Genomic DNA, 13,725 nt, shown 5'->3' with positions numbered 1-13,725 from the left:
GGGCTCCGGTGAGAGAGGCTCTGGTGAGAGAACCTCTTGGCTTGCTCAAGGGGAGATTGAAGGTGCCGGAGCGGGGGGCATGGTCCGGACACCTGGGACGCCTGTCCCGGTGGAGGGGGGAAGTGATCGTGACTGTTCTGGTCGTGGTGGCCGCTGCCACGCTGGGAGTGGCCGGGTTGTGCGCCTGGTTCGTGCGGCGTGCCTGGCGGCGTGCCTGGGACGATCTGGGCCGGCAGGCGTCCGGGTACGGCTGGGGGAGTGGGCAGTCGTACCGGGCATGGCCGACGAGCGGCGGTGCGGGTGCGGCATCGGCGACAGGGGGCGCCGGCACGGGGTCCAGCTGTTCGTCCTGGTACGTGGCGGGTGACGCCTCCGCCGGATCGGCGTCCGGTTCCTCCTGCGGCGGTTCCTCCTCCTGCGGAAGCTCGTCGTCCTGCGGCAGCAGTTCGTCGTCCTGCGGAAGCTCGTCGTCCTGCGGCAGCAGTTCGTCGTCCTGCGGCAGTTCCTGCTGACGGCTGGGGCCCCGGCGCCGGTGCGTCGGAGCCCCAGCCGCGTCGTCGCTCAGCGGACCTCGTCGCTCATGAGGTGTGGATCTCCAGGGCGGCACGCACCGCGGACTCCACGGCTCCCTCGATCCACGCCGGTTTGACGGACGTGTGGTCCCCGGCGAAGTGCAACGGCCCCTCCCTCACGGGGATGGCGGGCAGCAACTCCGTGTGCTGCCCCGGCAGGAGCACGGACGCCTCCCCGTAGGCGTACGGGTCGCGCAGCCAGCTCTGGGTGCGGCCCGCGCCGGTGTAGAAGACCTCGATGCGCTGTCCGTAGACCTGCTGGAGGCCGCACAGTGCGTGCGGGTACCGCGCCTCGTCGTCCAGGGAGTCCCAGCGCAGCGCGTCGTCCGCCCAGCTGTAGGACGCCAGCACGACACCCCCCGCGCTGCCCGGAACCGGATGGGAGGGGTGGAACATGAACCGGTTGGCGTTGTCCGACACCGAGCCGCCGCCCACGACGCCGACCGCCTCCGGCTGGTCGCGCGCGATCGCGCGGTTGGCGGCGTAATGGGTGCGCTGGCCCGCTGTGATGTGCCCGCCGGGCACGGAGGGATGGGCGCCGAGCAGGCTCCCGTCCGCGGCGGCGCGGCCGGTGCGGTAGGCGTCGTACAGGCCCGGGTCGACGGCGTTCAGCTCCCGCTTCCAGTCTGCCTCGTCGAACTCCCACCAGCGGCGGCTGAACTCCAGCAGCACCTTGGTCGCGCTGTCGTAGTGCAGTTCGCAGACCGCGCGGCGCTTGCCGTACGACATGGGCGGGTCGATCTGTACGTGACGCAGTCCGGAGAACGGCACGGTGACCACGGCGACGTCCGCGGTGAACTGCTCGCGCACGACGGGACCGCCGCGGCCCTCGGACACGGTGTCCACCCAGACGTGCGGACCCTTGCGCCGGACGTGGCCCGTGTCCGGTGAAGGGCGGTCGGGGTGGTGGTACTCGACGCGCGTGACACGGCGGTCGAACCGCACCTCCTCGCGCACGCGTTCCAGCAGGGCGTCCGGCAGTACGGCCGTGCCGCCCTCCAACTCGTAGAACGGCGTGTCGGGGCTGATCAGCGAGGAGCCGATGAAGCTGTGGATGAAGGACAGCGGGAGGCGCGAGGTGAGGTTCTCCAGGGTGCCGATGAGGTCGATGGTCCGCTCGTCGAGGCCGGCGTGCTCGGTCAGGAAGCGGTACATCGACCAGTCACCGAACCGTTGCACCACGCGGGACCAGCCCCGCAGCCGCTCGGGGAGCGGCTTGCCGACCCGCTTGCCGTCGCGGCCGACGTAACTGAACTCGTCGCGGACCGGGTCCAGCGCGGAGCGCAGGATGGCGGACGCGGGTGTGTCCCAGTGGGCCCGGGGCACGCCGAAGGACCGGTTCACGCGCCGGGGCGTGCGGGCGTAGTCGGCGCGCCGCACACGGATACCGTTGACGTGGATCCAGGTGCGGGCGGCGGGACGTCCCTCGTTGTCGACGTCGACGTAGTGGAAACGCCGCTTCTTCAGGCCGAACTGGTCGATCAGCTCCATCACCAGGGGATGGCTGCCGGGGATGCGCATCGCGCCCGCCTCGGCGTACTGGCGGGGATCGGCGAAGGGCTGCTTGGCCTGTTCGTGGCCGCCGCTGCGGAAGGTCTTGACGCGTCCGCCGGCGCGGTTGCCGTTGGCCTCGAGCACCGTCACCCGGTGACCGGCCTTCTTCAGCAGCCACGCGGCCACAAGACCGGCCGGACCGGCGCCGATGACCAGGACGTTCTTGGGGCGTGTCCGCCGGTGGGACGGCAGCCCCTCCTTGAGGACGCGTTGGTAGCGCGGGACGAGGGGGCGGTCGTCGGAGTCCAGTACGAGGAGCGCGCGAGCGACGGCGAGGCACCGGTCGAAGTCGGCGCCACGGTTCCCGGCCGGGGCGGACGGTGCGGGCGCGGCCACGGCGACACCGTCGGTGAGGGCCGTCGCCACCGTGGCGGTGCCGACCGCCGCCGCGAAGCTCCTCCGGGAGAGACCGCCATCTGAACGCACCACCGCGTGATCTTCAGTCATGGCGGCTTTTGTACTGGCGGACGTGACCGGGCGCCCGGCCTTCGCTCCGGCGTTGACCCGAAGGAGCGAAGCCGCGACAAACCCTGACGTCACAGCAGGTCCGCCGACGTGGGCGGCTCGGGAAACCCGAAGGGATGAATGCCGAGCGAACCCCGTCCGCCGCCGCGACCGATCTCTCAGACTGCTCCATGCGTTTCGACATCCGTGCTCTTGGGCGGCCCCGACCCGGCCTCACGAGCGTGCGGGCCGACGGAGGGGAGAAGGGTGGCGCAGCGGTGCACCCGGTTCGGTGACAGAGCCCGTTACTGGTTCGACAGCACGCTGGCCCGCGGTGCCTCCGTTCTCGTCGGCTGGATGGCGCTGCTGTGTCTGGCCGTCGTCGTCCCGGCCAGCGCGGTGCTGGTGTGGACCGACCCCGACGCGCCGGCCCCTCTCACGGACCGGCTGGCGGCGGTATGGCGCCTCACCGGGGAGACGCTGCGGCTGGGCGGTGCGACGGGTACGCCGCTGCGCGTGACGATGTCGGTGCTGCTCGCCCTGGTCGCTCTGCTGTACGTCTCGACGCTCGTCGGCCTGATCACCACGGCGCTCACGGAACGGCTCACCGAGTTGCGGCGCGGCCGCTCCACCGTGCTCGAACAAGGGCACGCCGTGGTCCTGGGGTGGTCGGAGCAGGTCTTCACGGTGGTGAGCGAGCTGGTGGCCGCGGGCGCCAACCAGCGGCGGACGGCGGTGGCCGTGCTGGCCGACCGGGACAAGACCGCCATGGAGGACGCCCTGAGTACGAAGGTCGGTCCCCTCGGCCGTACGCGGCTGATCTGCCGCAGCGGCCCCACCACCGACCCGGCCGTGCTCACGCTGACCAGCCCGGCCACGGCCGGTGTCGTGCTGGTCCTGCCCCACGACGAGCCCGATGCCGACGCCGAGGTGGTCAAGACGCTGCTCGCGCTCAGGGCAGCCCTGGCCGGGGAGGAAACCCGTCCGCCCGTCGTGGCCGCCGTCCGGGACGACCGGTACCGGCTGGCCGCCCGCCTCGCCGCCGGACCGGGCGGCGTCATCCTGGAGAGCGACACCGTCACCGCCCGGCTGATCGTCCAGGCCGCGCGCCGCCCCGGGCTCTCCCTCGTCCACCAGGAACTGCTCGATTTCGCCGGCGACGAGTTCTACCTGATCACCGAGCCCGCCCTGGCCGGCCGCCCGTTCGGCGAAGCGCTGCTGTCCTACCCGACGTCGAGCGTCGTCGGGATCATGCGAGGAGACACCCCTCTGCTCAACCCCCCGTCGCAGACGGCCATCGCTCTGGACGACCTGCTCATCGTCATCTCCCGTGACGACGACACGGCCTGGCCGGCCGACTGCGCGGACCTGGTCGAGAAGGCGGCCATGGCGTCCGGCCCTTCGACGCCCGCACGACCGGAGCGTGTTCTCCTGCTGGGCTGGAACCGCCGGGCTCCGCTCATGGTCGAGGAGTTGCGCCGCCGGGCCCGGCCAGGATCAGCCGTCGAGGTGGTGGCGGACGGTGGTGAGGCGGCAGTCCGGCAGGTGAGCGAGGCCGACGCGCACAGCGGCACGGACCTGACCCTGACCCTTCACCACGGGGACGCCACCCGCCCCGAGACCCTGCGACGCCTGGACGTCCATTCCTACGACAGCGTGATCGTGCTCGGTCAGGACCCCGCCTCCGATCATCCGCCGGACGACCCCGACAACCGCACGCTCGTCACCCTCCTGCTTCTGCGCCAGCTGGAGGAAGCCACCGGGCGCGAACTGCCGGTCGTCACCGAACTGATCGACGACCGCAACCGGGCGCTGGCCCCCGTCAGTCCCGGAGCCGATGTGATCATCAGTGGCAAGCTCATCGGCCTGCTCATGGCACAGATTTCTCAGAACCGGCACTTGGCAGCGGTGTTCGAGGAGTTGTTCTCCGCCGACGGCACCGGAGTCCGCCTGCGTCCGGCCACCGACTACGTGCTGCCGGGACGTGAGACGTCCTTCGCCACCGTCGTGGCCGCGGCCCGTCAACGCGGCGAGTGCGCCATCGGTTACCGAAGCCACGACGACGCCTCGACGAGTCCACGCTACGGTGTGCGGATCAACCCGCCCAAAGCCGAGCGGCGCCGCTGGGCGGTCGAGGACGAGGTGGTCGTCGTCGCCAGGGACTGACTCCGGGCGCGTCCCCGGCGGTGGCGTCGCCTCCTTCAGCGGGTGACCAGCAGACCCCGGCCGCGCAGCACCCACCGCTCCAGCGGGCTGAAGACCAGCAGATCGATGGCGATACCGACGAGCAGGATCAGGAAGATGGCCAGGAACACCTGCGACATGCTGGCGTTGGTGCGCCCGTTCTCCAGCAACTGGCCGAGACCGACGCCCAGATCGGGTGAGTGGGCGATGATCTCGGCGGCCATCAGCGACCGCCAGGAGAACGCCCAGCCCTGCTTCAGCCCCGCCAGATAGCCGGGCAGCGCCCCCGGCATCACGATGTGCCAGGCACCACGCAGCCCGGTCGCGCCCAGCGTCCGCCCGGCGCGCAGGAACAGCGGCGGGATCTGGTCGATGCCCGCGACGAGCCCGTTGGCGATGGACGGGACCGCGCCGAGCAGGATCACGGCGTACATCATCGCGTCGTTCAGGCCCAGCCAGATCACGGCGGGCGGCACCCAGGCCACCGACGGCAGCGACTGCAGACCGGAGAGGATCGGGCCGATGGCCGCCCGGACGAACCTCACCCGGGCGACGAGCAGCCCGAGCGGCGTACCGATGGCGAGCGCCATCAGAAAGCCGAGCAGGCCGCGCGAGACACTGGTCCAGATGTAGTCGAGCAGCGTGCCCTGGAGCCAGGCGGTGCGCACCTCGCCCCACACGGCGGACGGCGCGGGCAGCTTGTAGTCGGGCGCCGCCCCGGACCACACCAGCGACTGCCAGACCACCAGCACCAGAGCGACAGCGGTGACGGGTGGCAGGACCTTGCGCGTCAGGGTCTCGCGCAGCGGTGTCCGGCCGGCCTGCACCGAGTCCAGCGCGTCGAGCCCGGCCTCCAGTCCGGCCAGACCGTTCGTGTCCTGGGGCTTCCCGGCTGCCGGGGAACCGCCTCTCCTGACGTCGGCCTCGACGTCGCCGCTGGTGTCAGTGCCGGCCATGGCGGCGGATCTCCTCACGCAGTTCCTCGGTGATCTCGACGGACAGCTCGGCGACCGCGCTGTCCTCGATGCGGCGCGGCTGCGGGATGCCGACCGTCCATTCCCTGGCGATCCGCCCCGGCCGCGAGGACAGCAGCACGACCCGCTGCGCCAGCTTCACCGCCTCGCGCACGTTGTGCGTGACGAACAGCACCGACAGTCCCGTCTCCTGCCAGATACGCGTCAGTTCGTCGTGCAGCACGTCCCGGGTGATGGCGTCCAGCGCCGCGAACGGCTCGTCCATCAGCAGCAGGCGGCTGTCCTGGGCCAGTGCCCGGGCCAGCGCGACGCGCTGGCGCATACCGCCCGACAGTTCGTGCACCCGCTTGCGGTGTGCGTCCTTCAGCCGTACGAGCTCCAGCAGCCGTTCCGCCTCGGCTCGGCGCTCGGGCCCGGCGACTCCGCGCAGCTTCAGCGCGAGTTCGATGTTCCTGCCCGCGGTCAGCCACGGGAACAGGGCATGCTCCTGGAACATCAGGGCGGGCCGGCCGTCCGTGCCGATGGAGCCGGCGGACGGCCGGTCCAGCCCCGCGACCAGGTTCAGCAGAGTGGACTTGCCACAGCCGGAGGCCCCCAGGAGGGTGACGAACTCGCCCGGTGCGACATCGAGCGTGATGTCGTCCAGCACGAGCTGCTGTCCGCCGGGCGTGCCCGGCGCGGGGAAGGACTTCGAGACGTGCTCGATACGGGCGGCGTGCGTCACCGCCGTGGCGTCCTGGACAGCCTTGGCGATCGTGGTGGCCATGGTCGTCACCTCCTGGGTACTCATCGGGGCGGTTGCCGTTTGTCAGCTGTTCGACTACTTGGCGCCGAGACCGGCGTCGTCGACCTCGTCCTTGCCCTCGGCCTTGAGGACCTTGTTGAGCGGTGCGAGGTCGTAGATGCCCTTCAGGTCGGGCTTCTCCAGCAGACCGGCCTTCACCGCGTGCTCCGCTTCGGTGTTGAGGGTGGAGGCCAGCGGGTCGTCGAGGAAGGTGATGGACTTCCAGGCCGGGTCGATGACCTCGGCGGGCAGGGCCTTGCCCGACTCCGCCTTCAGTGCCGCGTTGGCGGACGCCTTCGCCTTCTCCGGGTTGGCGTTGATCCACTCGTTGGTCTTCACCGAGCCGCGCAGCACGGCCTGGACGACGTCCGGGTGATCCTTCAGGAACTTCTGCGACACGATGATGTTCGTGATCACGAACTTCTTGTCGGGCCACAGGTCGGCCTCGTCGAGGATCACCTTCGCGCCCTCGGCGACCAGCTTCGACGCGGTCGGCTCCGGCACCCAGGCGCCGTCGATGGAACCGGACTTGTAGGCGTCCGGGGTGATCTTGTTGTCCGTGCGGACGACGGAGACATCGCCCTTGCCGCTCTCCGCGTCGACCTTCCAGCCCTTCTCCGCGATCCAGTTGAGGAACGCGACGTCCTGGGTGTTGCCGAGCTGCGGCGTGGCGATCTTCTTGCCCTTGACGTCGTCCAGGGACTTGATCTTCTTCGGGTTGACGACGAGCTTCACGCCACCGGAGGCGGAACCGCTGATGATGCGCAGGTTCTTGCCGCCCGACTTGGTGTAGCCGTTGATGGCGGGGGAGGGGCCGATCCAGCCGATGTCGATGGAGCCGGCGTTGAGCGCCTCGATCTCGGAGGGGCCGGCGTTGAAGGTCGAGGCCTTGATCTTGGTGCCGCCGAGCTCCTTTTGGAGCAGGCCTTCCTGGACGCCCACCAGGGCCGTGGCGTGGGTGAGGTTGGGGAAGTAGCCGATCTTCACCTCGTCGGCGGAGAGCTTCTTGGCGTCCGCCGCCACCTCGGTCTTCTTCCCGTCGTCGGTCGACTCGGATCCGTACCCGCAGGCGGTCAGCAGGACAGGGAGCGCCGCTATGACGGCGAGGGTGCGCAGGGTGGTGAGCGGTCTTGCGGCAGACACGGAGGTGTCCTCTCAGGGAATGGACGATCAGGGAGGTACGGAACAGCGAGGAGTGAGGCCCCTGGCGCGCACCAGTGGTCCACTCGCCGGCCCCCGGCAGACAGAACGCGGCCTGGGGCTGATGAGCGGATCGTGGGGGGAGTGGATGTCGCACCTCCGCCGCAGCCCCGTCTCGTCCGGAGCACGCGGTCAGGCAGGGGCGGTGGGAGCAGCCGGTCGAAGGGCGACCGGTCTGCCGAAGCCGACAGGCCGGGGGAGGAGCCCAGCGGTTGTCCGTGCGGTGCCGGACGGTTCCGCGGAGGTCTCAGACGGGCCGACAGATGGCACTGGACGTACGGACGAAGTCGATGTGGCGACGCGAGGTCAGCCGGGGCAGCAGGGGCAGCCACAGGGCTGTGCGGTTAAGCGTTCGCATGGCCACACCCCCTGGTTCCCTAGTTTTCCTACCTGGCTGATAGGGATCGTGGCAGAAGGTGCCGTCCATCCCAAGGGGGTGTTCACATGATGGACAGCACCGTCTCGATCTTTGGGATCAATAGGCGAATGGGTCGACGCGCCAGGGGTGGACGAGACCACCACGGGCGAGCCGCCGGGCGGGGACGGGTGCCCCCGCCCGGCGGCCGGGGGTTCAGACCACGGCGGGGGTGTAGTGGGAGGCGTCGTCGCCCTCGACGACATGGCTGAGAGTGCCGTCGACGCCGGCGGGGACGTCACCCGCGACGGTCACCCGGTGCAGCAGGCGCGGCAGGTCGCCGTAGTCGTCGGGTGCGTAGTGCTGGGTGATGCGGTTGTCGAACAGGACCAGGTCACCCGGTGTCCAGGCCACGCGCACGATGTTCTCGGGACGCGTGACGTATGACTGGAAGATGCGCAGCAGGTCGCGGGAGTCGGAGGGGCCGAGGCCGACGATGCTCTGGGCGAAGCCGCCGATGAACAGCCCGCGCTCCCCGGTCTCGGGGTGGACGCGGACGACCGGGTGCGCGGTGCGGTACTTCCGCGAGACGAACCGCCTGCGGTACTCGGCGGCCTTGTCGCTCTTCGGGGCGGCGTAGTCGTAGTCGTTGGTGTGCACCGCCCACAGCCTGTCGGCCAGCTCCCGCAGCGGGTCGGGCAGGTCGCGGTACGCGGCGGCCGAGTTGGCGATGAGGGTGTTGCCGCCGTAGGGCGGTACCACGATGCTGCGCAGCGTGGACGCCTTCGGGGGTGTCCGGACGAAGGTGACGTCCGTGTGCCAGCGGTTGGCGCGGATGCCCTCGTCGCCGTCGACGGGCAGGATCTGGGGCCGGCCGTCGACGGAGGGGACGGTGGGGTGCGCGGTGGTGAGCTCGCCGAAGAGGGAGGCGAAGCGGAGCTGGCCCGCGTCGTCGAGGTGCTGGTCGCGGAAGACGAGCGCCTTGTGTTCGAGGAGCGCGGAGTTGATCTCGGTGACGACGGCCGGGTCGAGGTCGGTGGAGAGGTCCACGCCGAGGATCTCGGCGCCGATACGGCCGCCGATCCTGCGGATGTCGAAGCCGGTGCTGGTGGTCATGCGCGGGTGTCCTTTCAAGAGGTGATCAGGTCCAGAGGTGATTGGGTCGAGAGGTGAATGGGGCGGGCGGTGAATGGGGCGAGAGGCGATCGGTGCGAGAGGCGATCAGTGCGAGAGACGATCGGTACGGGAAGTGATCAGTGAGGTGATCGGCGGTGAGTGCGGGTCCGGTCACGCGGGCGCCGCTCGCCAGGAGCGCTGTGCCGCTGCCGCTGCCGCGACCAGCCGGTTGGCGGGGCGGGCCAGGCCGTAGTTCTCGCGCAGGGTGCGGCCGGTGTACTCGGTGCGGAACAGGCCGCGCCGCTGCAGGATCGGCACGACGTGGTCGACGAAGTCCTCCAGGCCGCCCGGCAGATGGGGCGGCATGATGTTGAAGCCGTCGGCGGCGCCGTGGGTGAACCACTCCTGGAGCTGGTCGGCCACCTGCTCCGGGGTTCCGGCGAAGACGCGGTGGCCGCGGCCGGCGCCGAGACGGGCGATGAGTTCGCGCAGGGTGAGGCCGTCACGGCGGGCGAGTTCGGCGACGAGCGTGAAGCGGCTCTTGTTGCCGTTGATGTCCCGTTCCTCGGGCAGTTCGGGCAGTGGCCCGTCCAGCGGCAGCCCGGCCAGATCGGTGCCGAGCATCCCGGAGAGCTGGGCGAGACCGTACTCGGGGACCTGAAGCTCCGTCAGCTCCCGCTCCAACGCGCGGGCTTCGGCTTCCGTGGAGCCGATGACGGGGGCGATGCCGGGGAGGACCAGCAACTGGTCCGCGGTGCGGCCGTGGCGGGGCAGCCGGGACTTGAGGTCCTTGTAGAAGGCCTGGCCGTCCGCGAGCGTCTGCTGGGCGGTGAACACGGCCTCGGCGTACTGGGCGGCGAACTCCTTGCCGTCCTCCGACGAACCGGCCTGCACCAGCAGCGGGTACCCCTGCGGGGCGCGCGGTACGTTCAGGGGGCCCTGTACCCCGAAGTACTCCCCGCGGTGGTTGATCTCCCGCACCTTGTGGGTGTCGGCGTAGACGCCGTGCTCACGGTCGAGCAGGATCGCGTCGTCCTCCCAGCTGTCCCAGAGCTTGGTGGCGACCTCGACGAACTCCCGCGCCCGGTCGTAGCGCCGCCGGTGCTCCAGGTGCTGGTCCTGCCCGAAGTTGCGGGCCTCGTTCACGGTGCCGGAGGTGACGATGTTCCAGCCGGCCCGGCCACCGCTGATGTGGTCCAGGGAGGCGAACTTGCGGGCGGTGTGGAAGGGCTCGTTGAAGGTGGTGGAGACGGTGGCGATGAGGCCGACGTGCTCGGTGACCGCCGCCAGGGCGGACAGCAGGGTCAGTGGTTCGAAGCCGCCGAGCGCGTTGTGCCGGACCTTGCCCCACAGGGCGAGGCCGTCGGCGAGGAAGACCGAGTCGAGCAGGCCGCGTTCGGCGGTCAGCGCGAGGTGCTGGAAGTAGCGCAGGTCGGTGACGCGTTCGGGCTGGGTACGGGGGTGCCGCCAGGCGGCGTCGTGGTGGCCCGCGTTCATCAGGAAGGCGTTGAGACGCAGTTGACGAGGGCTGGTCGTGGGCATGCGGTTCCTCGGATCGGGGGAGCGGGACGAACGGGGGTAAGGGGCGTGGCGGTGGTCGTGAGCGGTCGCGGTCCACGAGTCGCGTGGCCCCACGCGAGGGGACCGGGAAGGGAGACGAGCCGGCGGCCGGGTCAGCCGCCCGCGGGTACCCGCCAGGAGCTGAGCCGCCGCTCCACGGTCACCAGGAACTGGTTGAAGACGACGCCGATGGCGGAGATCGTGATGATGCCCGCGTACATCTGCGGGATCGCGAAGTTGTACTGCGACGCGTTGATCAGGTAGCCGAGGCCCGCCTTGGCGCCGATCATCTCGGCGGCGACCAGGACCAGAATGGACGCCGCTCCGGCCAGCCGGATCCCGGTGAAGATCACGGGTACCGAGGACGGCAGGATGACCTTCTGGAACAGCCGGAGCGCCGACAGGTCCATCGACTTCGCCAGCTTCAGCAGGGTCGGGTCGACGTTGCGGACCGCGCTGATGGTGTTCAGCAGGATCGGCCAGGTGCAGGCGTACACCACGATGGAGATCTTCGAGGTCTCGCCGATGCCCAGCAGCAGCACGAACACCGGCAGCAGGGCCAGCGCCGCGGTGTTGCGGAAGACCTCAAGGAGCGGTCCGAGCAGGTCGGCGACCGGCCGGTACCAGCCGATCAGCAGGCCGAGTGGTACGGCGACGGCCACGGCGAGACCGAAGCCGCTGAACGAACGCACCAGACTGTCGCGTGCGTTGTCGGCCAGACTGCCATCGGCTGCCAGTCCCCACCAGGCACGGGCGACCTCGCTGAACGGCGGCAGGAAGGTCCGGTCGACCAGACCGAGCCGCGGTGCGGTCTCCCACAGCAGCAGCAGAGCGACGATCGCCGCGGACTTGGTCGCCCCCTTCCCCAGCAGGTACGGCAGCCGGCGCACCGCCCGGCGGGCCCTGGCCGTCGGGAAGGGCATTCGGCGCACGCGCGGCGCCGGTGCCCCCGGTGGCGTGGACGTGGCCGGGACGGCCTCGGCGGCACTCGCGGAGCCCGGTGTCGTGGTCCTGTCGGTGGTCGTGCCGGTCGTGGGGCTCATACGGAAGCCTCCTCCTTCTCCAGCTGCTGGGCCCTGGCCACCTCGTCGTGCAGCAGCGACCAGATCTCGTGCCGGTGGCGCGCGAACTCGGGACTGGAACGGAGGTCGTCCGTCGTCGTGCGGGAGTCGAGGGCGACCGGCACGATCTGCTTGATGCGGCCCGGCCTGGACGTCATGACGGCGACGCGCTGTCCCAGGTAGACGGCCTCGTCGATGCCGTGGGTGATGAAGACGACGGTCTTGCCGGTGCGCTCCCAGACGCGCAGCAGTTCGTCCTGCAGCGACTCCCGGGTCTGGGCGTCCAGCGCGGCGAACGGCTCGTCCATCAGGAGCACGTCGGGGTCGTAGGCGAGGCTGCGGGCGATCGCCACCCGCTGCCGCATCCCGCCCGACAGTTCATGGGGGTGGCGGTCCTCGAACCCCGTCAGGCCGACCAGATCCAGGAAGTCCCTGGCGCGTGCGGCCCGTTGGCGCCGTGGGACGCCGGTGGCCTCCAAGCCGAACTCGACGTTGCCCCGTGCCGTTCGCCACGGCAGCAGCGCGTACTGCTGGAACACGACGCCGCGGTCCAGCCCCGGTCCGGTGACGGGTTCGCCGTCCAGCAGGATCTGTCCGCCGGTGGGCTGGGCGAGGCCGCCGAGGAGATCGAGCAGGGTGGACTTGCCGCAGCCGCTGGGTCCGACAAGGACGACGAACTCGCCGGCCGTGATGTCCAGGTCGATGCCGTCGAGGGCGGTGAACCGGGTGGTCTGCCGCGCCCTCGTCCGGTCCTTGACGGTGAAGTCCTTCCGTACGTTCTCGAACACGATCTTGGGCTTGGTGGTTTCTGACATGGGGTCAGCTCCCGCTCGCAGAGGAAGTGGTGGCCGCGTTGAACTCGTTGGTGTAGAGGTCGGACACCTTGACCTGGCCCTTCTTGATGTCGCCGCGCTCGGTCAACCAGTCCGCCCACAGCCGCAGTTCCTTGCCGGCGATTCGGCCCGCCGTCTCCGCGACGCCGTAGGACCGCCAGTACTTCAGCGGGGCCGGGTCCTCGTTGCGGCCGCGCTTCTTGACGATGTCCGTCATCCGGGCGACGACTTCTTTGCGCGGGGTGGAACGGGACCACTCGATGGCCCGCCCCACGGCGGTGACGAAGACGCGGGCCGTGTCGGGGTTCTGCTGCAGGAAGCGGTCGGTCATCACATACGTGCCGGCGCTGAACGCGCCCAGCAGTTGGTAGTCGGTGAACAGCGGGCGGATACCGCCGGTCGCCAGGGCCTTGTCCCGCAGGATGCCGCCGAGTACGGCCACGTCGATCTGCTTCTGGCGCAGGGACTGCTCGGTGTTGACCGGGGGCACCACGAGCGGCTCGACCTTGCCGATCTGCGCCTGGGACAGACCGCCCCGCTGCAGGTAGATGTCGAGCATGGCCTCGGAGTGGGCTCCGAGGGTGTTCATCCCGACCTTCTTGCCGATCAGGTCCCGGCCGGAGCGGATCGGGCTGTCCTTGAGGACGTAGAAGCCGTTGTAGGCGTACTTGTCGGCGCCGTAGTAACTGATGACGGACCTGATGGGGGCCCCGTTCGCGGCCAGTTTGACGACCGCGCCGTTGAACGCGCCGCCGAAGTCGACCTGGCCTGTGGCCGCGGACTGGATGTCCTGCGGCCCGCTGATCGTGTTGCCGATCCACTTCAGTTTCACATCGCCGAGATAGCCGAGGTCCTCGGCCAGCTCGGGCAGGATGACCTGGCCCGCCCAGCCCTGATACCGGAGCGTCCTCGTCTGGCCCTGGCCGGACGTGGCTCCGGTCGCGGTCGTGCCGCAGCTCACCGACACCGCCGAAAGACCGAGCAGGGAGAGAAACTGACGTCGGGTCGAAGCCGTCGTGGCCATGAAAGAGGTCCTGTTCGAAATCGATGGAACGGCTGGAGTGCGCAGGGCGTTTCCCGGGTGCGCC

General features: G+C 70.2%; 12 protein-coding genes. 2 read left to right on the top strand and 10 right to left on the bottom strand.

Annotation, left to right across the window (positions count from 1 at the left end; translation table 11 throughout):
* Positions 1-122: 122 nt before the first annotated feature.
* The gene (locus ACZ49J_RS06860; RefSeq protein WP_467452175.1) at positions 123-512 is read left to right on the top strand and encodes a hypothetical protein; all 390 of its coding nucleotides are present in this window, start codon (positions 123-125) and stop codon (positions 510-512) included.
* A 66-nt stretch (positions 513-578) separates the two neighbouring features.
* Here the strand turns inward: ACZ49J_RS06860 and ACZ49J_RS06855 are convergent, their stop codons facing one another.
* Positions 579-2,573: a flavin monoamine oxidase family protein gene (locus ACZ49J_RS06855; protein WP_467452174.1), complete on the bottom strand. Its 1,995-nt coding sequence runs from the start codon at positions 2,571-2,573 to the stop codon at positions 579-581.
* A gap of 264 nt (positions 2,574-2,837) precedes the next feature.
* Here ACZ49J_RS06855 and ACZ49J_RS06850 point away from each other — a divergent pair, with 264 nt between their 5' ends.
* Positions 2,838-4,736, top strand: coding sequence for a CASTOR/POLLUX-related putative ion channel (locus ACZ49J_RS06850; RefSeq protein ID WP_467452173.1), 1,899 nt, complete (start codon positions 2,838-2,840; stop codon positions 4,734-4,736).
* A gap of 35 nt (positions 4,737-4,771) precedes the next feature.
* On the opposite strand, the gene ACZ49J_RS06845 is transcribed toward ACZ49J_RS06850, so the two are convergent.
* The 9 genes from ACZ49J_RS06845 to ACZ49J_RS06805 all read right to left on the bottom strand — a co-directional run bounded on the left by ACZ49J_RS06845 (position 4,772) and on the right by ACZ49J_RS06805 (position 13,661).
* A complete protein-coding gene (locus tag ACZ49J_RS06845) occupies positions 4,772-5,710 on the bottom strand; it encodes an ABC transporter permease (protein ID WP_467452172.1) in 939 nt (312 codons plus the stop codon).
* The gene (locus tag ACZ49J_RS06840) at positions 5,697-6,494 is read right to left on the bottom strand and encodes an ABC transporter ATP-binding protein (protein ID WP_467452171.1); all 798 of its coding nucleotides are present in this window, start codon (positions 6,492-6,494) and stop codon (positions 5,697-5,699) included. Before ACZ49J_RS06840 ends, ACZ49J_RS06845 begins: the two co-directional genes overlap by 14 nt.
* Positions 6,495-6,548: 54 nt before the next feature.
* Positions 6,549-7,655 (bottom strand): aliphatic sulfonate ABC transporter substrate-binding protein, encoded by a 1,107-nt coding sequence (locus ACZ49J_RS06835; RefSeq protein ID WP_467452170.1) that lies wholly within the window; start codon positions 7,653-7,655, stop codon positions 6,549-6,551.
* 304 nt (positions 7,656-7,959) lie between these two features.
* Entirely contained in the window at positions 7,960-8,070 is a 111-nt protein-coding gene (locus ACZ49J_RS06830) for a putative leader peptide (protein WP_467452169.1), read from the bottom strand.
* 213 nt (positions 8,071-8,283) lie between these two features.
* Positions 8,284-9,183, bottom strand: coding sequence for a TauD/TfdA dioxygenase family protein (locus ACZ49J_RS06825; protein ID WP_467452168.1), 900 nt, complete (start codon positions 9,181-9,183; stop codon positions 8,284-8,286).
* Positions 9,184-9,354: 171 nt separating this feature from the next.
* Positions 9,355-10,725 carry an LLM class flavin-dependent oxidoreductase gene (locus ACZ49J_RS06820; protein WP_467452167.1) on the bottom strand — a complete coding sequence of 457 codons (1,371 nt, stop codon included), beginning with the start codon at positions 10,723-10,725 and terminating at the stop codon, positions 9,355-9,357.
* A 131-nt stretch (positions 10,726-10,856) separates the two neighbouring features.
* Positions 10,857-11,786: an ABC transporter permease gene (locus tag ACZ49J_RS06815; protein WP_467452166.1), complete on the bottom strand. Its 930-nt coding sequence runs from the start codon at positions 11,784-11,786 to the stop codon at positions 10,857-10,859.
* Complete coding sequence (locus tag ACZ49J_RS06810) at positions 11,783-12,619, bottom strand: ABC transporter ATP-binding protein (protein WP_467452165.1); 837 nt, start codon at positions 12,617-12,619, stop codon at positions 11,783-11,785. Before ACZ49J_RS06810 ends, ACZ49J_RS06815 begins: the two co-directional genes overlap by 4 nt.
* A gap of 4 nt (positions 12,620-12,623) precedes the next feature.
* On the bottom strand, positions 12,624-13,661 hold the full coding sequence (locus ACZ49J_RS06805; RefSeq protein WP_467452164.1) for an ABC transporter substrate-binding protein: 1,038 nt from the start codon (positions 13,659-13,661) through the stop codon (positions 12,624-12,626).
* Positions 13,662-13,725: the final 64 nt, after the last annotated feature.

The organism is Streptomyces sp. NPDC030840 (assembly GCF_055572015.1).
The sequence above is the reverse complement of the archived record's forward strand: the minus strand, read 5'-3'. Positions and strand labels throughout refer to the sequence as shown.